We start from the raw sequence: 19,154 nt of genomic DNA on the forward strand, positions 1-19,154 counted from the left end.
CCGGAAGGAAGAGGTGATCTCCATGGCTGATCAGCAGATGGATACCGACACCCCGGTGTTCGCGATCGCGGTCGCGGCCGAGCTCGCGGGCATGCACCCGCAGACGCTGCGACAGTACGACCGGATCGGGCTCGTGGTCCCCGGCCGCACCAGCGGAGGGTCTCGCCGCTATTCGACCCGCAACATCGAGCAGCTCCGCGAGGTCGCGCAGCTCTCCTCGGAAGGAATGAGCCTTCCCGCGATCGCCCGTCTCCTCGACCTCGAGGACGAGAACCGGATGCTGCGCCGACGCGTGGCCGATCTGGATGCCGCGCTCCGTGCCGAGCGCGAGAACCGACCGGGAGTCCGAGTGTTCGCGGCCGGTTCGGCTGGTGTCGTGCCGATGCCGAGCGGGCGCCGACTGCGCCGGTCGACAGAGGTGGTGCTGTGGCACCCGGGGAGCGGCCGCGGCTGAGACGTGTCACCCGGTCCGCGGGCGACACGCCCGGCGGATCGCAGCGATTTGCCCGAGTCCCGGGATCCACGTAAGTTATTACCTGTTCGCCCCACAGGGAAGCGGAGAGGCCGAGAGCCTTACCCCCCTCAAGCGGAGAACCACTCCCTCAGATCAGATCCTCGGAGCAGATCGCGGACACACTTCTGTCCGACGTGGGAGCTTCCCGGACGGGACGGCGGTCGATTTGACAGCCTGACCGGAACGGATAAGCTAGTGAAGTTGCCTCGGCGCGGTAAGCGCCCGGCTACGGATCTGGGCCTGAACCTCACGGCGTGTCGATTTGACAGCCGGGACGGCGCAGGTAAGATTGAGAAGTTGCCCTTCGGGCCTGACTGTGATGGTTGGGTCGGGGGAGCGTCCGATCCTTGAGAACTCAACAGCGTGCACTTGTCAAATGCCAAATAACCTCGTTCCTGCTTCGGCAGGGTGAGATTCCTTTGGATCAAAGACCACTTCCTTTGGGGAGTGGCGATGGATAGTCAGCAATGATTTATCTCTTTGGTCAGCATCAAACTCGCTGCGTCATCCTATTCCGGGTGTTCGTATGCATTTCTTTTTTACGGAGAGTTTGATCCTGGCTCAGGATGAACGCTGGCGGCGTGCTTAACACATGCAAGTCGAACGGTGAACACGGAGCTTGCTCTGTGGGATCAGTGGCGAACGGGTGAGTAACACGTGAGCAACCTGCCCCTGACTCTGGGATAAGCGCTGGAAACGGCGTCTAATACTGGATACGAACCACGAAGGCATCTTCAGTGGTTGGAAAGAATTTCGGTTGGGGATGGGCTCGCGGCCTATCAGCTTGTTGGTGAGGTAATGGCTCACCAAGGCGTCGACGGGTAGCCGGCCTGAGAGGGTGACCGGCCACACTGGGACTGAGACACGGCCCAGACTCCTACGGGAGGCAGCAGTGGGGAATATTGCACAATGGGCGCAAGCCTGATGCAGCAACGCCGCGTGAGGGATGACGGCCTTCGGGTTGTAAACCTCTTTTAGCAGGGAAGAAGCGAAAGTGACGGTACCTGCAGAAAAAGCGCCGGCTAACTACGTGCCAGCAGCCGCGGTAATACGTAGGGCGCAAGCGTTATCCGGAATTATTGGGCGTAAAGAGCTCGTAGGCGGTTTGTCGCGTCTGCTGTGAAATCCCGAGGCTCAACCTCGGGCCTGCAGTGGGTACGGGCAGACTAGAGTGCGGTAGGGGAGATTGGAATTCCTGGTGTAGCGGTGGAATGCGCAGATATCAGGAGGAACACCGATGGCGAAGGCAGATCTCTGGGCCGTAACTGACGCTGAGGAGCGAAAGGGTGGGGAGCAAACAGGCTTAGATACCCTGGTAGTCCACCCCGTAAACGTTGGGAACTAGTTGTGGGGTCCATTCCACGGATTCCGTGACGCAGCTAACGCATTAAGTTCCCCGCCTGGGGAGTACGGCCGCAAGGCTAAAACTCAAAGGAATTGACGGGGACCCGCACAAGCGGCGGAGCATGCGGATTAATTCGATGCAACGCGAAGAACCTTACCAAGGCTTGACATATACGAGAACGGGCCAGAAATGGTCAACTCTTTGGACACTCGTAAACAGGTGGTGCATGGTTGTCGTCAGCTCGTGTCGTGAGATGTTGGGTTAAGTCCCGCAACGAGCGCAACCCTCGTTCTATGTTGCCAGCACGTAATGGTGGGAACTCATGGGATACTGCCGGGGTCAACTCGGAGGAAGGTGGGGATGACGTCAAATCATCATGCCCCTTATGTCTTGGGCTTCACGCATGCTACAATGGCCGGTACAAAGGGCTGCAATACCGCGAGGTGGAGCGAATCCCAAAAAGCCGGTCCCAGTTCGGATTGAGGTCTGCAACTCGACCTCATGAAGTCGGAGTCGCTAGTAATCGCAGATCAGCAACGCTGCGGTGAATACGTTCCCGGGTCTTGTACACACCGCCCGTCAAGTCATGAAAGTCGGTAACACCTGAAGCCGGTGGCCTAACCCTTGTGGAGGGAGCCGTCGAAGGTGGGATCGGTAATTAGGACTAAGTCGTAACAAGGTAGCCGTACCGGAAGGTGCGGCTGGATCACCTCCTTTCTAAGGAGCACTGCACCCTTCGGGGTGACAGAGCCGGATTCGGGACGTACGTTCTCGACCGGAGCTCATGGGTGGAACATTTGACATGGCATCAGCGCAGCTGATTTCTGCTAGTACGTCGCTTCGGCGGCAGGAACGTGGGGGTTGGTGAGCGGGGTGTCTGCACGCTGTTGGGTCCTGAGGGACCGGACGTCGCGGCCTTCGGGTTGCGGGTCTGTACCTCTGGGCCCTTCGTTGTTTGTCCTGTGGGGCAAGCGGTGAGGGGTACCGCCCGTACTTTGAGAACTACACAGTGGACGCGAGCATCTTGCAACTGATCATCGATCGGTTGCACAAGATGATCTTAAAGATCATTAGTCAATTTCATTCCAGGCCTTTTGGGGTCTGGAATCGATTCTGATTCAAACTCATGTGATTTCAAGTCTTTAAGAGCAAACGGTGGATGCCTTGGCATCTGGAGCCGAAGAAGGACGTAGCAATCTGCGATAAGCCTCGGGGAACTGATAAGCAAGTTTTGATCCGAGGGTGTCCGAATGGGGAAACCCCGCTGGGCGGCGTGCCGACCTAGTGACTCCCGCCTGAATATATAGGGCGGGTAGAGGGAACGTGGGGAAGTGAAACATCTCAGTACCCACAGGAAGAGAAAGCAACCGCGATTCCGTTAGTAGTGGCGAGCGAAACCGGATCAGGCTAAACCGAGCGTGTGTGATAGCCGGCAGGCGTTGCACGTTCGGGGTTGTGGGACTTTTCAGTCATTTCTGCCGAGATGGCGGCGTTACAAGAAGGTATAGACGAACGGTCTTGAAAGGCCGGTCATAGAGGGTGCCAACCCCGTAGTCGAAATGCCTTGCTTGGCGCGAAGAGTATCCCAAGTAGCACGGGGCCCGTGAAATCCCGTGTGAATCTGTCAGGACCACCTGATAAGCCTAAATACTCCCAGATGACCGATAGCGGACAAGTACCGTGAGGGAAAGGTGAAAAGTACCCCGGGAGGGGAGTGAAATAGTACCTGAAACCGTTTGCTTACAAACCGTTGGAGCACCCCTGGTAGGTGTGACAGCGTGCCTTTTGAAGAATGAGCCTGCGAGTTAGCGATATGTGGCGAGGTTAACCCGTGTGGGGTAGCCGTAGCGAAAGCGAGTCTGAATAGGGCGATTCAGTCGCATGTCCTAGACCCGAAGCGAAGTGATCTATCCATGGCCAGGTTGAAGCGACGGTAAGACGTCGTGGAGGACCGAACCCACTTAGGTTGAAAACTGAGGGGATGAGCTGTGGATAGGGGTGAAAGGCCAATCAAACTTCGTGATAGCTGGTTCTCTCCGAAATGCATTTAGGTGCAGCGTTGCGTGTTTCTTGCCGGAGGTAGAGCTACTGGATGGCCGATGGGCCCTACAAGGTTACTGACGTCAGCCAAACTCCGAATGCCGGTAAGTGAGAGCGCAGCAGTGAGACTGTGGGGGATAAGCTTCATAGTCGAGAGGGAAACAACCCAGACCACCAACTAAGGTCCCAAAGCGCGTGCTAAGTGGGAAAGGATGTGGAGTTGCTGTGACAACCAGGAGGTTGGCTTAGAAGCAGCCACCCTTGAAAGAGTGCGTAATAGCTCACTGGTCAAGTGATTCCGCGCCGACAATGTAACGGGGCTCAAGCACGCCACCGAAGTTGTGGCATTGACATTATTGGTAGGCCTTCGTGGTCCAGCCGTGTTGATGGGTAGGAGAGCGTCGTGTGGCCAGCGAAGCGGCGGTGGAAACCAGCCGTGGAGGCTACACGAGTGAGAATGCAGGCATGAGTAGCGAAAGACGTGTGAGAAACACGTCCTCCGAAAGACCAAGGGTTCCAGGGTCAAGCTAATCTTCCCTGGGTAAGTCGGGACCTAAGGCGAGGCCGACAGGCGTAGTCGATGGACAACGGGTTGATATTCCCGTACCGGCGAAGAACCGCCCAAGCTAATCCAGTGGTGCTAAACGTCCGAAGCCGCTCACCGGGTCCTTCGGGATCCATCGGGTGGTGGATCACGTGACCCCATGCTGGTGCGGTTAGCGTATTAACAGGTGTGACGCAGGAAGGTAGTCCAAGCCAGGCGATGGTTGTCCTGGTGCAAGTGCGTAGGCCGAGTCATAGGCAAATCCGTGACTCATACAGGCTGAGACACGATGCGGATAAAAAGTGGATGATCCTATGCTGCCGAGAAAAGCATCGACGCGAGGTTCTAGCTGCCCGTACCCCAAACCGACTCAGGTGGTCAGGTAGAGAATACCAAGGAGATCGAGAGAATCGTGGTTAAGGAACTCGGCAAAATGCCCCCGTAACTTCGGGAGAAGGGGGGCCATCCACTTATACGGACTTGCTCCGAAAAGGGTGTGGTGGCCGCAGAGACTAGTGGGTAGCGACTGTTTACTAAAAACACAGGTCCGTGCCAAGTCGCAAGACGATGTATACGGACTGACGCCTGCCCGGTGCTGGAAGGTTAAGAGGACCGGTTAGCCGCAAGGCGAAGCTGAGAATTTAAGCCCCAGTAAACGGCGGTGGTAACTATAACCATCCTAAGGTAGCGAAATTCCTTGTCGGGTAAGTTCCGACCTGCACGAATGGCGTAACGACTTCCCAACTGTCTCAACCGCGAACTCGGCGAAATTGCATTACGAGTAAAGATGCTCGTTACGCGCAGCAGGACGGAAAGACCCCGTGACCTTTACTACAGCTTGGTATTGGTGTTCGGTGTGGCTTGTGTAGGATAGGTGGGAGACTGTGAAGCATGGACGCCAGTTCATGTGGAGTCATTGTTGAAATACCACTCTGGTCACTCTGGATATCTAACTTCGAACCGTAATCCGGTTCAGGGACAGTGCCTGGTGGGTAGTTTAACTGGGGCGGTTGCCTCCCAAAAAGTAACGGAGGCGCCCAAAGGTTCCCTCAACCTGGTTGGCAATCAGGTGTCGAGTGTAAGTGCACAAGGGAGCTTGACTGTGAGACTGACAGGTCGAGCAGGGACGAAAGTCGGGACTAGTGATCCGGCAGTGGCTTGTGGAAGCGCTGTCGCTCAACGGATAAAAGGTACCTCGGGGATAACAGGCTGATCTTGCCCAAGAGTCCATATCGACGGCATGGTTTGGCACCTCGATGTCGGCTCGTCGCATCCTGGGGCTGGAGTAGGTCCCAAGGGTTGGGCTGTTCGCCCATTAAAGCGGTACGCGAGCTGGGTTTAGAACGTCGTGAGACAGTTCGGTCCCTATCCGCTGCGCGCGTAGGAAGTTTGAGAGGATCTGACCCTAGTACGAGAGGACCGGGTTGGACGAACCTCTGGTGTGTCAGTTGTTCCGCCAGGAGCACCGCTGATTAGCTACGTTCGGGATGGATAACCGCTGAAAGCATCTAAGCGGGAAGCCGGCCTCAAGATGAGACTTCCATACCTTCGGGTGAGAGGCTCCCAGCCAGACTACTGGGTTGATAGGCCAGATGTGGAAGCACGGTAACGTGTGCAGCTGACTGGTACTAATAAGCCGATGACTTGATAACACACCGTTTGTTGGTGCTTGCGTCCACTGAGTGGTTCTCGATGTACGGTCGAGAACCGCATAACTTTGACTTTGTCGTTATGCAACGATTGAAACATCAATAGTGTTTCGGCGGCCATAGCGTGAGGGAAACGCCCGGTTACATTCCGAACCCGGAAGCTAAGCCTCACAGCGCCGATGGTACTGCAGGGGGGACCCTGTGGGAGAGTAGGACACCGCCGGACTCCTTTTAGACAGAAGAGCCGCCCATCGTTGGGTGGCTCTTCTGCGTTAACGCGCTCGGGTCGTCAGCGTCGGACCGGGTCAGCGTCGAATCGGCAGACGCAATGTCACGACCGATCCTGATCCCTCGACCGAACGGATCGCGACGTCACCGCCGTGCCGGCGCATGACCGTCGCGACGAGGGTCAGACCGATGCCCGAACCGCTCACGTCTCGGGCGTTCTGCGCGCGAGCCAGCTCATCGAACACCGTGGGCAGCTCGGCGGCCGGGACACCCCGCCCGGCATCCGCGACCTCGATCACGGCCCAGCCGTCCTGCTCACGCAGGCGGACCTCGATCGGTCCCGATGTCGAGTACTTGGCGGCGTTGCCGAGAACGTTGTCGACCGCGAGCGACAGCAGATCCAGGTCTGCATCCAGCGGCGGCACGGCCCACGGCACCCTCGTCACCGTCAACGCCGTGCGAGCCCTCGCCTGCGGGTTCTGGTGGCCGAGAGCGTCGATCGCCTCCGTGAGCAGCTCTTCGAGGAGCACGGGCTCCGTCTCGAGCGGCCTGGTCTCCAACTCGGCGAGCTTGCGCAGATCGCGCACGAGAGAGCTCAGCTTCGACGCCTGCGCGTCCACAGTCTGCCACGCTGCCGCGCTCGGGTCGGCCTGGTCCGCGCTCTGCCCGGCCGCCGCGGTGGCCCGGATCGCGGTGAGCGGGTTCTTCAGCTCGTGGTCCAGGCGCGCGAGGAACTGCTGATGCGTCGCACGTTCTTGCTGTGCGGCGGCGACCGCGGCAGCCTCTGCCGCCGCAGCCTCTCGACGTCGAATTCGTGCGGAGCGTCGTCGCCACGCCAGGATCGCGAGCGGGATCGCCGACAGCACGACACCTCCGACGAGGACTCCGGAGGGAAGGGTCAGCTCGACGGCGAGCAGGCGATCTTCTCCCGTCAGCAGCATGGCGCCCGCGACGACCGCGCACGCCCCGATCGGCACCGCGGCCAGGATGCCGAGCGTGACGTCCGCACCCCGGCTCACGCCGCCACCACCGGTGCCGTGAACTGATATCCCATCGTCTGCGCGGTCTCGATGAACCGGACCTCTCCGGTTCCGTCGCCGAGGACGCGGCGCAGCTCGGCGATGCGATGGTCGACCGCGCGGCTGGTCGTCGCGAAGTCGAACCCCCACAGCGTCGACAACAGTCGTTCGCGCGAGTGCACCTCCTGCGGATGCATCATCAGGTACTCGAGCAGCGTCAGCGCCTTCGGCGTCAACGACAGCTCTGTCGTGCCGCGCCAGACGCGGCGCGCGCTTCGGTCGAGAACGAGGTCGTGCGCCTGCAAGCGGGTCGCGGATCGCAGGGAGCTGACTCCCTGGGCCGTGCGACGGAGCACGGCACGGATGCGTGCGAGGAGCTCATGCGGATCGAAGGGCTTGTTGAGATAGTCGTCGGCGCCTTCATCGAGAGCGGCACTGCGCTCCCACGATTCTCCGACCTGCGTGAGCAGGATGATCGGCAGCCAGAGCTGTCGCGCACGCATCCGGCGCACGAACTCGCGTCCGTCCACGTGAGGCATGACGACATCGCACACCACGATGTCCGGCACCTCGCCGCCGACGGCGTCGAGTGCCGCGAGCCCGTCGCCGGCCACCTGCACGGCGAAGCCGCTGCGTTCGAGGAAGGGTGCGAGAGCGGTGGTGATCGCCTCGTCGTCATCGACGAGCAGGATGCGCGGACGGGGAGTCTCGTTCATCCTCACCCCTTTCGCACGGTGTTGCCGGCGCCCGTGTCGTCGACGCTCGGCGTGGAACCGGCCCAGAAGACCGAGCTCGCATCACCGGTCACCGTCACCGAGGAGACGTTCACGACGTAGACCACGGTCCCGCTGCCGGAGAGCGTGAGCGACTCGACATCGTCGGCGATGACGACGGCCGCGTCCGCCTGGACGTCCAGCTGCGGGCACGAGCCCTCGATCCGGATGACGACCCCGTCGGCCGTGACAGCACCGGTCGGGCACGCCGTGGTCGTCGAGGCCGCCGCGGTGAGTCGGTCGCGGTCGGCCTGTCGCTCGTCGCTCAGCCTGTCGGAATCCGTCGGCGAGCTGGCCGGGGGCGTGGGCTCGGTGCGCTCGACCTCGAAGGAGGACGTGGACTCCGGAGTGGGTGTGCGTTCGGCGTCGGCGGCACCCGGGTCGACGATCGACACCGTGCATCCGCTCAGCGTCGTCGCGAGCAGGACGGCGGTCAGCAGGACGGAGGTCGCGGTGGAGCGGCGCATGCATTCATCCTCTCGTGTCGACGGCATCCGATCACAGCGCCGCGGGGATGAAGATCTCCACGCGGCGATTCAACTGGCGTCCTGCGGGGTTGTCGGTGCCGTCGATCTCGTTCGCGGCGACCGGACGGCTCTCGCCGAAGCCCTCCGCGGTGAGCGTGGTCGTCACGCCCCGGTCCTCCAGTCCCGCGACGACGGACTGCGCGCGATCCTCCGAGAGCACCTGGTTCTCGGCATCCGATCCGATCGCGTCGGTGTGCCCGCTCACCTGCGCAGAGGAGACGCCGAGACGCGTGAACACCTGGGCGACCGCGTCGAGTGTCGTCGCCGCGTCGGGGCGGATGTCGCTCTTGTCGAAGTCGAAGAGCACACCGTCGGCGAACGTCAGCGTCGTGCCGCAGGACGCGACCGGAGCGAGCGCGCCGAGCGGGGGGAAGACGCCGAGCTTCGGCACATCGGGCAGCGGCTCGGCCTCCACCGTCTCGCCGTCGACGAGGGCCGTGCCGTCGCCCCAGTTCTGGATCCTCACACGGCCATCGGAGTAGTTGCCGGATCCGTCGCCGAAGTTCTGGATCGTGACGGTGCCGTCGGAGTAGTTGCCCGAGCCGTCGCCGAAGTTCTGGATCGTCACGGGGCCCCGGGCGTAGTTGCCCGATCCGTCGCCGAAGATCTGCACCGTCGTCGTCGCGTCGGAGTAGGTGCCGGATCCGTCGCCGAAGTTCTGGATGGTCACCGTACCGTCGCTGTAGTTGCCCGAGCCGTCGCCGAAGTTCTGGATAGCGACCCCGTTGATCGTCGAGTTGCCGGATCCGTCGCCGAAGTTCTGCACCGTGCCGTCCGGTCCGGTGAAGGAGCCGGAGCCGTCCCCGTAGAGATACGCGGTGCCGTTGCCGGAGATCACGCTCCCGCCCGCGTCGCACTGGGCGGGGGCGGCGACGACGCCGGGGATGTCGGCGAGCGCCTGGTTGACCTCGATCGTGAACGCCGACGCCGAAGTGTCGAGCAACGACAGATCCGGGAGCACGAAGAGCGGCACGGGCGGGAACTGCCCGACGTCGTATCCCGCGACGGTCGCGACGTCCGGGGTCGCGGAGGCCGGGGCCGTCGGCGCCGACGTCGGCGATGGTGCGCTGGCCGCCGGCTCCGGGGCGCAGCCCGTCAGCGCGAGGGCGGCGGAGCATGCGAGCACCCCTCCGACGGCGAGCGCATGGCTCATGCGGAGGGCGGGCGAAGCGGTGAACGAGGTCATGTGTCGAGCGTATCCAGGCGGTGTCGCCACCGCGTCGCGAGGATGTCGCAGTCCTGAGACATCCTCATTCTCCCGGCGACGGGGCTCATCGACGCAGTCGCGATTCGAGCACCGCTGCCGTCTCGCGCACGGCTTCCGCGAGCAGTTCCTCGTCGAGATCTGCGTTCGCCCACGTGACGGCGACAGCCGCCACGGGCCAGCCGGCATGGTCGTGCACGGCGGCGCCGACACTGCGCAGGCCATCGGCGACCTCGCTGTCCTCCGTCGCATAGCCTCGCGCGCGAGCGATGCGCAGCACCTCGCGCAGCTCGGCCGGAGTGCGCGGCCCGACGCCCGTGCGATCCGGGAACGCCGAAGCGCTCGGGTACAGCGCGCGCACCTGCTCACGGGGGAGAGCCGCCAACATCGCTCGCCCCGACGCAGTGAGGTGCGCCGGCAGCCGCACGCCGACGTCCGTCACGAGCGCGGGACGCCTCGGCGCTCGTTCCTCCACGATGTAGAGCACGTCACCGCCGCTCATGACCGCGAGGTGCGCGCTCTCGCCGAGACGGTCGGAGAGTGCCGCGACCACGGGGCGGCCCAGTCGGGCGAGCGGCTGCTGTCGGGCATAACCGCCCGCGAGCTCGAACGCGGAGGTCCCCAGGCCCCAGCGCCGATCCTCGCGCATGTGCAGTACGAACCCGTGCGCGGCCATGGTCGTCAGCAGGTGGTAGACCGTCGAACGGGGGAGCGCGAGGTCACGGGCGATCGCCGACGCGGCCACCGGCGCCGGGCGACCGGCGAGGTAACGCAGCATGCGCAGAGTGTTGTCCGCGGCCGGCACCTGGGCGGCGGTCATCGACGCGTCGGGGTTGTCTGGTATCACAGACACAGGATGCCACGGACGGGTGTCGCACGCGAGGTGCGGGGTGTGGAATCGAGACATGAGCACTCCGTCCCCCGTCGTCGTCGGCGCCGGCCCCCTCTCGATCGATCAGGTCGTTGCGGTCGCGCGTCACGACGTGTCCGTCGTCGTCAGCGCCGAGGCGCTCAAGCGCGTCGCTGAGACCCGCCGTGTGATCGACGGCCTCGCTGCCGATCCGAACCCGCACTACGGCGTCTCGACCGGATTCGGCGCCCTCGCCACGACCTTCATCGCCCCGGATCGTCGCCTGCAGCTGCAGGCCAGCCTGATCCGCTCGCATGCCGCCGGCACCGGTGCCGAGGTCGAACGCGAAGTCATCCGCGGGCTGCAGCTCCTGCGTCTGCAGACCCTCGCTTCGGGACGCACCGGTGTGCGACCCGTGGTCGTCGAGACGTACGCCGCCCTGTTGAACGCCGGCATCACGCCGATCGTCCGCGAGTACGGCTCGCTCGGATGCTCCGGTGACCTCGCGCCCCTCGCTCACATCGCCCTCGCTGCGATGGGGGAGGGAGACGTCCGCACGCCGGAGGGCGACCTCGTCCCGGCATCCGACGCCCTCGCCAGCGCGGGGATCGCCCCCGTCGCGCTCGTCGAGAAAGAGGGGCTCGCCCTCATCAACGGCACCGACGGGATGCTCGCGACCCTGGCGCTCGCACTGCACGATCTCGACTCGCTCCTCCTCGCCGCCGACATGGCCGCCGCGATGTCGATCGAATCGCAGCTCGGCACGGATGCCGTCTTCGCCGCCGACCTCATGGCGCTGCGTCCGCAGTTCGGCCAGGGCGAGTCAGCCGCCCACCTGCGCGCGTTCCTGCGGGACTCGCCGATCGTGCACAGCCACAAGGGGCCGGAGGACGGCCGGGTGCAGGATGCGTACTCGCTGCGCTGTTCGCCGCAGGTGCACGGTGCCGCACGCGACACCATGGCGCACGCCGCCCTGATCGCGGGGCGCGAGCTCGCCAGCGTGATCGACAACCCCGTCATCACGGTCGACGGACGCATCGAGTCGAACGGGAACTTCCACGGTGCCCCGATCGCGGCGGTGCTCGACTTCCTCGCGATCTCGGTGGCCGACGTCGCCTCGGTCTCCGAGCGACGCACGGATCGGGCGCTCGATCCCGCCCGCAACCACGGGCTGCCGCCGTTCCTCGCCGACGAGGTCGGCGTCGACTCGGGGCTCATGATCGCGCAGTACGCCTCGGCGGGCATCGTCTCCGAGCTCAAGCGTCTCGCCGCCCCGGCATCCGTCGACTCGATCCCTTCCTCGGCGATGCAGGAGGATCACGTCTCCATGGGGTGGGCGGCGGCACGCAAGCTGCGCCGTGCGATCGACGGCCTCGGACGCGTGCTCGCGATCGAGATCCTCACCGGCGCTCGCGCACTCGACCTGCGAGCGCCGTTGCAGGCCGGACCCGCGACCGGGGCCGTCCGCGACCTCGTCCGCACGGTCGCTGAGGGCCCCGGCCCCGACCGCTTCCTCTCACCCGACATGGAGGCCGTGACCGCACTCGTGCAGTCCGGCGCCGTCACCCGCATCGCGAAGGAGCACGCGCATGACTGATACGACCGAGACGACTGGCACGACTGCCGCCGGTCCTCGCACGATCCGCGCCCCTCGGGGCAACCAGCGCACGGCGAAGAGCTGGGGCGCCGAGGCCGCCAAGCGGATGCTGATGAACAACCTCGATCCCGAGGTCGCCGAGCATCCCGAAGACCTCGTCGTCTACGGCGGCACGGGACGCGCGGCGCGCAGCTGGGCCGCGTACGACGCGATCGTCCGCACGCTCGACGAGCTCGAGCCCGACGAGACGCTGCTCGTGCAGTCGGGCAAGCCGGTCGGCGTGTTCCGCACGCACGAGTGGGCGCCACGAGTGCTCATCGCGAACTCGAACCTCGTGGGTGACTGGGCGAACTGGCCGGAGTTCCGTCGGCTCGAGGAACTCGGTCTCATCATGTACGGCCAGATGACCGCAGGGTCGTGGATCTACATCGGCACGCAGGGCATCCTCCAGGGCACGTATGAGACCTTCGCCGCCGTCGCGCGGTCGCTCGGCCGTGACTCGCTGAAGGGCACCCTCACCCTCACCGGCGGGGCCGGAGGCATGGGCGGTGCGCAGCCGCTCGCCGTGACCATGAACGAGGGGGCCGTGCTGATCGTCGACGTCGATGAGAGCCGTCTCGCGCGCCGCGTCGACCACGGCTACCTCGACCTCTACTTCACCGACCTCGATGAGGCCATCGCACGGGCCGTCGCCGCGAAAGACGCCGGCGAGGCGCTCTCGGTGGGCGTCGTCGGCAACGCGGCCGAGGTCTTCCCCGAGCTGCTGCGCCGCGGCGTGCCGATCGACATCGTGACCGATCAGACGAGCGCGCACGACCCGCTCGCGTACCTGCCTATCGGCATCCCCGTCGCGGACTGGAAGGCCGAGGCGGAGCGCGATCCCGAGGAGTTCACGCGCCGCTCCCGCGAGTCGATGGCCGCGCACGTCGCGGCGATGGTCGCGTTCCAGGATGCCGGTGCCGCGGTGTTCGACTACGGCAACTCGATCCGGGCTGAGGCGCAGCTGGGCGGCTTCGACCGGGCGTTCGCATTCCCCGGCTTCGTGCCCGCGTACATCCGCCCCCAGTTCGAGGAGGGGCGTGGGCCGTTCCGCTGGGCCGCTCTGTCGGGAGACCCCGAGGACATCCGCAGGACCGATCGGGCGATCGCCGAGCTGTTCCCCGAGGACGCGGCCCTGCACCGCTGGCTCGAGAAGGCGGGGGAGAAGGTGCACTTCGAGGGCCTCCCCGCACGCATCTGCTGGCTCGGCTACAAGGAGCGCCACCTCGCCGGGTTGAAGTTCAACGAGATGGTGGCCGCAGGCGAGCTGTCGGCGCCGATCGTGATCGGCCGCGACCACCTCGACTCCGGTTCGGTGGCCTCGCCGTATCGGGAGACGGAGGGCATGAAGGACGGCTCCGACGCGATCGCCGACTGGCCGCTGCTGAACGCGCTGCTCAATACGGCGTCCGGTGCCTCCTGGGTGTCGCTGCACCATGGTGGCGGTGTCGGCATCGGCCGGTCGATCCATGCGGGACAGGTCACGGTCGCTGACGGGTCCGCGCTCGCCGCCGAGAAGCTCGAGCGGGTGCTGACGAACGACCCCGGCACGGGCGTGATGCGGCACGTCGACGCCGGGTACGAGCACGCGCGCGAGATCGCCCGCGAGCGCGGCCTGACCGTGCCGATGCTGTGAGCACCGCGGCTATGAGCACTGTGCCTGCGAACACCGTGCTGCTGACGAACATCGGCGAGCTGACCACCAACGTCGGCTCGCCGGATGACCCGATTCGCGGACGCGGTCCCGATCCGCTGACCGAAACTGTGAACTCGTCGGCGGATCGGGACGCCGTCGGCGGATCGGGACGCGCCGGCGAGCCCGGCGACCCGTGCGGCACGCTGTACGATGCCGCCGTGCTGATCGACGGCGGACGGATCGCCTGGGTCGGCCCCTCCGCCGACGCACCGGACGCCGACGAGATCGTGGATGCCGGAGGCCGGGCCGTGATCCCGGGATTCGTCGACAGCCACAGCCACCTCGTGTTCGGCGGCGACCGGGCAGCCGAGTTCGAGGCGCGCATGGCTGGGCAGAAGTACGCCGCCGGCGGCATCCGCTCCACCGTGGCCGCCACGCGCGCGGCGAGCGACGACGAGCTCCGCGAGCGCCTGCGCGGCTTCGTCGACGAGCTGCTCGCGCAGGGCACGACCACGGTCGAGATCAAGAGCGGCTACGGGCTCTCGGTCGCCGACGAGGAGCGACTCGTGCGGCTCGCCGCCGAGGTCACGCCCGAGGTCACCTTCCTCGGAGCGCATGTCGTCCCCGCCGAGTACGCCGACGACCCCGAGGCGTACGTCGACCTCGTGTGCGGCGAGATGCTCGCGGCGTGCGCACCGCACTCCCGCTGGATCGACGCGTTCTGCGAGACCGGGGCGTTCACGGTCGCGCAGTCGCGGCGGATCCTCGAGGCGGGCATCGCCGCCGGACTCGTGCCGCGCCTGCACGCGAGCCAGCTCGGGCCGGGTGAGGGCGTGCAGCTCGCGGTCGAGCTCGGAGCGGCATCGGTCGACCACGGCACGTACCTCACGGACGCCGACGTCGCGGCACTCGCCGGGTCTGACACCGTGCTCACGCTGCTGCCCGGTGTGGAGTTCTCGACCCGGCAGCCGTATCCCGACGCGCGGCGGCTGATCGACGCGGGCGTCACGGTGGCCCTCGCATGCGACACGAACCCGGGCTCGAGCTTCACCTCGTCGATGGCGTTCTGCATCGCGGTCGCCGTGCGCGACATGGGCATGACGCCGGCGGAGGCCGTGTGGGCGGCGACCGCGGGCGGGGCACAGGCGCTGCGGCGCGACGACGTCGGGATCATCGCGCCAGGCGCGCGCGCCGATCTCGTGCTGCTGAACGCGCCGACCCGCATCCACCTCGCCTACCGGCCGGGCGTGCCCCTGGTCGGCCGGGTGTGGAAGGACGGGGTCGCCGTCCGCTGACGGCGGCCCCGGCATCCGTTCCGGTCGCGATTCGTGCCGCCCACCGCGGCGGAAAGCGACACGAACTGCGACCGGAACCGCGATCGACTCCCGTCAGCGCAGCGCCTCGGCGCACACGACCGCAGCCGCGGCCGACCACGCCTGCGGGCGGCACGCCGCGGGATACGGCACGGGAGCGCCTCCTGCGACACGCGGCTCCCCGGAGTGCAACTCGGGGACGCGGTACTCGAAGCCCTCGGCGAGGTCGATCAGCTGCTCCGCGATGCGTCGCGCAGGTCCCGTCAGGCCGGAGCGCAGCATCCCGTGCACCGCGATCGCGGTGTCGTGGGTCCACACGCTGCCGCCGTGATAGCTCAGCGGCCAGTACCCGGCGGCACCCGTCGACATCGTGCGGATGCCGTACCCGCTCGACATCGAGTCGCCGAGGAGCAGCTCGGCGCACGCCCGCTCCTCGTCCGCGTCGAGCAGACCCGTGCCAATCAGATGGCCGATGTTGCTCGTCAGGGTGTCGACCGGCGCCCCGTGCGCATCGAGGGCGATCGCGGGGTAGTGGCCCTCCTCGGTCGTGACCCAGTACGCCTCGCGGAAACGCGTGCGCAGGTCGTCGGCCCAGACGCGCAGCTCGTCGCCGCCGTCCTCGCCGAGCTCGTCGAGCAGCGCGGCACCGCGCACGGCGGCCTCGTAGGCGTACGCCTGCACCTCGCTCAGGGCGATCGGTCCGTCGGCCAGGTGGCCGTCGCGCCACTGGATCGAGTCGCCCGAGTCCTTCCACCCCTGGTTGGCGAGTCCGTGCCCCGTCTCGTCGCGGTAGTCGATGAACCCGCTGCCCGAGGCGTCGCCGTGCACGACCATCCAGTCCAGTGCCGCGCGCAGCGCCGGGAGCAGCTCGCGCAGTTCGGCGTCCGAGAGCCCGGCGTCACGGGCGTCGGCCAGCAGGCACACCCACAGCGGTGTCGCGTCGACCGTGCCGTAGTAGAGCGGCGGCAGGTGCACGCCCTCGTGCGGCAGCGACAGCGCTCCGCTGCGCAGCTCGTGCGCGATCTTGCCGGGAGCCTGCGCGGTCGCCGGGTCGACCACCGTCCCCTGCAGGCGCGCGAGCACCCGGAGCGTCGAGGCGGCCATCGACGGATCGGCTGCCAGGGCGAGACGCGCGGCCCAGATCGAGTCGCGGCCGAACAGCGTGAAGAACCAGGGGGCGCCCGCGGCGTAGAACGCGTCGTCCGGATGCTCGGGCAGAGCGAGACGGAGCGCGGCGAGGTCGGCGGCGGCGCGGTCGAGCCAGCGCGCGGCGCGGGGGTCGTCGCCGTGACCCACTCGTTGCGTTGCGGACGACGGTGCGGGCGAGGTCACGACCAGCGACGGGTCGTCGAGGTCCACGGACCAGGCGAGGTCGAGCGCGCCGCGCGCCGGCACGTCCGCCCGCCACCGCACCACGATGTCCCCGCCGTCGGCCGTGATCTCGGCCTCGGTCGCGGTCAGCGTGAAAGAGGCGTCCCCGGCGCGGCAGACGCGGCCGTCCCAGTCCCAGGCGAGGTCCGCGTCCATTCCCGCCTTCACGAGCTGCATCGGCGCGAAGTCCGGGCGCACGCGTACCGCGACCTCCACCGGCACCGCGGCCTCGAGGTGCGAGGAGACGCGGATGCTCTCGGCGAACCTCCCCGCCGTGACCGTGCGCTCGCGGTCCAGGCGGATCTTCGGATCGGCGCCCGCGTCGTCGAGGCCACGCAGCAGATCCGTGAAGATCACCCGGTCGGGCGTCGGCGACGAGCATCCGATCGACTCCACGGCCGTGCCCCGCACCACCACATCGATCGCGGAGATGTGCCGGACGTCGCCGTGGTACACGCCATGGATCGGGGCGGTGCCCATGCGGCCGTCGCGCGCCGACCACACCTGCGTGGGGGCGTCGAGCACGATCACAGCCTGGTCGAGCAGGGGCTGGAGGCGGGGGCGGTCGGTCATTCCTTGACGGCTCCTTCAGTGGAATTCATGATGCGGCGCTGGAAGACGAAGAACATCACGGCGACGGGGATCGTCATGATGAGCGCGGCAGCCAGCTTGAGGGGGTACTGGGTGCCCTGGCTGAGCTGTCCGCTCGCGAGGGACGCGACGCCCTTGGTGAGGGTCGTCAGGGCGGGGTCGTTGGTCGACACGATGAAGTGGCTCAGCTCGTTCCAGGACCCCTGGAACGACAGGATCACGATCGTGATGAGCGCGGGCGTCGCCATGGGCAGCACGACCGACCAGAACATCCGGAACGTGCCGGCGCCGTCGATGCGCGCCTGCTCCTCGACCGAGACGGGGATCGACTCGAAGAAGTTCTTCATGATGAAGACCCCCGCGGCGTCGACGAGCAGCGGCAGGACCATGCCCGCGTACGAGTTGAAGATGCCGAGCTGGTTGATCACGAGGAACTTCGGGATCAGCAGCACCACGGTCGGGACCGACATGACCGCCACGAGGGCGGCGAACACGAGGCCGCGTCCGCGGAACCGGAGACGCGCGAGCGCGTACCCCGCGAGCGAGTTGAAGAACACGCGTCCGGCCGTCACGAAGATCGTCACGATCGCGCTGTTCACGAACCAGGACGGGAAGTCCGAGTTCGCGAACAGGCGCTCGTACGCCGCGAACGTCCAGGAGTCCGGCAGCAGGCCGAGGCCGGAGGCCGCGGCATCCTCATCCGTCTTGAAGCTCGTGAACACCTGGATGAGGAACGGATAGATGTAGATCAGGGCGAGGACGATCAGCACCGCGTACAGCACGATCTGCCACGTGAGCTGCTTGGAGGAGAGTCTCATCGCACGCCCCCCTTCGAGGTGATCTCGTAGGCGCGGATGCGCCGGCGCGACACGGGGCGGTCGCGCAGCACCCAGCGCTGCAGCAGCGTGAACACGACGATGATGACGAACAGGATGAACGCGATCGCCGCGCCCTGCCCCCACTCCTGATCCGTGAACGCGGTCTTGTACGACTGGTACGCGGGGGTGAGCGTGGTCTTGCTCGGGGCGCCCCGCGTGCCCGTGTAGATCTGGTCGAACACCTGCCAGCATCCGATCAGGCCCAGCGTGAGCACCGTGAACAGCGTGGGCCGGAGCTGGGGGAGGGTCACGCGCCAGAAGCGCTGCCCGCCGTTCGCGCCGTCCATCATGGCGGCCTCGTCGACGTCGGCGCCGAGGTTCTGGAGCCCGGCGAGGAAGATCAGCATGAACGTGCCGGAGGTCGTGAACACCGCCATCAGGACGTAGGCGCTCATGGCGATCGACGGGCCGGCGAGCCACTCCCACCAGGAGATCCCGAGCATGCCGCCGCCGGTGAGGGCCGCCGGACCCGCGTCGACACCGAACGCACCGAGCACGAGGTGCAGCACGCCGCGCGGGTCGTTGAACCAGTTCGGCCCCTCGACGCCGAACCAGGAGAGCAGGCTGTTGACGGCACCGCTCGCCGAGAACAGGAACAGCCACAGCACCGTGATCGCGACCGAGCTCGTGACGGACGGGAAGTAGTAGGCCGTGCGGAAGAACCCGCGGCCGCGCAGCACGGCGCGGTTCACGAGCACCGCGAGGAACAGCGCGAGCGCGGTCTGCAGCGGCACGACGAGCAGCACGTACCACGCGTTGTTGCGCAGCGCCGTGCCGAAGTCCTTCGTGGCGAGCCCGCCGTCGGCGAGCACCGCGGAGTAGTTCTCCGTGCCGACGAACGAGACCGAGGGCGAGAAGGGGCTGCCGCGCCCGCCCCAGTCCGACATGCTCACCCACAGGGCCATGAGCACCGGCACGAGGAGGAAGACGCCGAGGATGACGATCACGGGAGCGGTGAAGAGCCATCCGGCGGCGGCCTCGCCGCGGCGGAGCCCGGAAGCTCCCCCGCGGCGAGGCGTGGCCGTCGTCGCCATGG

The 19,154-nt window shown here is 66.1% G+C and carries 12 protein-coding genes and 3 rRNA genes; 7 read left to right on the top strand and 8 right to left on the bottom strand.

Going from position 1 to position 19,154, the window contains the following annotated elements:
- The first annotated feature begins 22 nt into the window (after positions 1–22).
- The 4 genes from MRBLMX7_RS11660 to rrf all read left to right on the top strand — a co-directional run bounded on the left by MRBLMX7_RS11660 (position 23) and on the right by rrf (position 6,318).
- Entirely contained in the window at positions 23–454 is a 432-nt protein-coding gene (locus MRBLMX7_RS11660) for a heat shock protein transcriptional repressor HspR (RefSeq protein ID WP_363368676.1), read from the top strand.
- A gap of 598 nt (positions 455–1,052) precedes the next feature.
- Positions 1,053–2,576 (top strand): 16S ribosomal RNA (locus tag MRBLMX7_RS11665).
- Positions 2,577–2,991: 415 nt separating this feature from the next.
- Positions 2,992–6,095 (top strand): 23S ribosomal RNA (locus MRBLMX7_RS11670).
- Positions 6,096–6,201: 106 nt separating this feature from the next.
- Positions 6,202–6,318 (top strand): 5S ribosomal RNA (gene rrf / locus MRBLMX7_RS11675).
- Together the 16S, 23S and 5S rRNA genes form the textbook arrangement of a ribosomal RNA operon.
- 79 nt (positions 6,319–6,397) lie before the next feature.
- Here rrf and MRBLMX7_RS11680 read toward each other — a convergent pair.
- The 5 genes from MRBLMX7_RS11680 to MRBLMX7_RS11700 form a co-directional block, all read right to left on the bottom strand.
- Positions 6,398–7,339: a sensor histidine kinase gene (locus tag MRBLMX7_RS11680; protein WP_363368678.1), complete on the bottom strand. Its 942-nt coding sequence runs from the start codon at positions 7,337–7,339 to the stop codon at positions 6,398–6,400.
- Positions 7,336–8,055 (bottom strand): response regulator transcription factor, encoded by a 720-nt coding sequence (locus MRBLMX7_RS11685; RefSeq protein WP_363368680.1) that lies wholly within the window; start codon positions 8,053–8,055, stop codon positions 7,336–7,338. Before MRBLMX7_RS11685 ends, MRBLMX7_RS11680 begins: the two co-directional genes overlap by 4 nt.
- Before the next feature lie 2 nt (positions 8,056–8,057).
- Positions 8,058–8,579: a DUF3060 domain-containing protein gene (locus MRBLMX7_RS11690; protein ID WP_363368681.1), complete on the bottom strand. Its 522-nt coding sequence runs from the start codon at positions 8,577–8,579 to the stop codon at positions 8,058–8,060.
- Positions 8,580–8,610: 31 nt separating this feature from the next.
- Positions 8,611–9,825: an OmpA family protein gene (locus MRBLMX7_RS11695; RefSeq protein ID WP_363368683.1), complete on the bottom strand. Its 1,215-nt coding sequence runs from the start codon at positions 9,823–9,825 to the stop codon at positions 8,611–8,613.
- A gap of 85 nt (positions 9,826–9,910) precedes the next feature.
- Positions 9,911–10,663 (bottom strand): IclR family transcriptional regulator, encoded by a 753-nt coding sequence (locus MRBLMX7_RS11700; protein ID WP_363370906.1) that lies wholly within the window; start codon positions 10,661–10,663, stop codon positions 9,911–9,913.
- An 85-nt stretch (positions 10,664–10,748) separates the two neighbouring features.
- Between MRBLMX7_RS11700 and hutH the strand changes: the two genes are divergently transcribed.
- Genes hutH through hutI form a run of 3 tightly spaced genes read left to right on the top strand, consistent with a single transcriptional unit; the run spans position 10,749 to position 15,260 of the window.
- Positions 10,749–12,290, top strand: coding sequence for a histidine ammonia-lyase (hutH, locus tag MRBLMX7_RS11705; protein ID WP_363368685.1), 1,542 nt, complete (start codon positions 10,749–10,751; stop codon positions 12,288–12,290).
- Positions 12,283–13,965 carry a urocanate hydratase gene (gene hutU, locus MRBLMX7_RS11710; protein WP_363368687.1) on the top strand — a complete coding sequence of 561 codons (1,683 nt, stop codon included), beginning with the start codon at positions 12,283–12,285 and terminating at the stop codon, positions 13,963–13,965. Before hutH ends, hutU begins: the two co-directional genes overlap by 8 nt.
- An 11-nt stretch (positions 13,966–13,976) precedes the next feature.
- The gene (gene hutI, locus MRBLMX7_RS11715) at positions 13,977–15,260 is read left to right on the top strand and encodes an imidazolonepropionase (RefSeq protein WP_363368689.1); all 1,284 of its coding nucleotides are present in this window, start codon (positions 13,977–13,979) and stop codon (positions 15,258–15,260) included.
- A gap of 93 nt (positions 15,261–15,353) precedes the next feature.
- Here the strand turns inward: hutI and MRBLMX7_RS11720 are convergent, their stop codons facing one another.
- From MRBLMX7_RS11720 to MRBLMX7_RS11730, 3 genes are read right to left on the bottom strand one after another with little or no spacing between them, the layout of a single operon-like run.
- Positions 15,354–17,222, bottom strand: a complete 1,869-nt coding sequence (locus MRBLMX7_RS11720) for a glycogen debranching N-terminal domain-containing protein (protein WP_363368691.1) — start codon at positions 17,220–17,222, stop codon at positions 15,354–15,356.
- Positions 17,219–18,058 (bottom strand): carbohydrate ABC transporter permease, encoded by an 840-nt coding sequence (locus MRBLMX7_RS11725; RefSeq protein ID WP_363368693.1) that lies wholly within the window; start codon positions 18,056–18,058, stop codon positions 17,219–17,221. The genes MRBLMX7_RS11720 and MRBLMX7_RS11725 overlap by 4 nt, the downstream gene beginning before the upstream one ends.
- Positions 18,055–19,152 carry a carbohydrate ABC transporter permease gene (locus MRBLMX7_RS11730; RefSeq protein ID WP_363368695.1) on the bottom strand — a complete coding sequence of 366 codons (1,098 nt, stop codon included), beginning with the start codon at positions 19,150–19,152 and terminating at the stop codon, positions 18,055–18,057. Before MRBLMX7_RS11730 ends, MRBLMX7_RS11725 begins: the two co-directional genes overlap by 4 nt.
- Positions 19,153–19,154: the final 2 nt, after the last annotated feature.

The sequence above is a fragment of the Microbacterium sp. LMX7-1.2 genome, from assembly GCF_040675935.1.
Classification (GTDB): domain Bacteria; phylum Actinomycetota; class Actinomycetes; order Actinomycetales; family Microbacteriaceae; genus Microbacterium.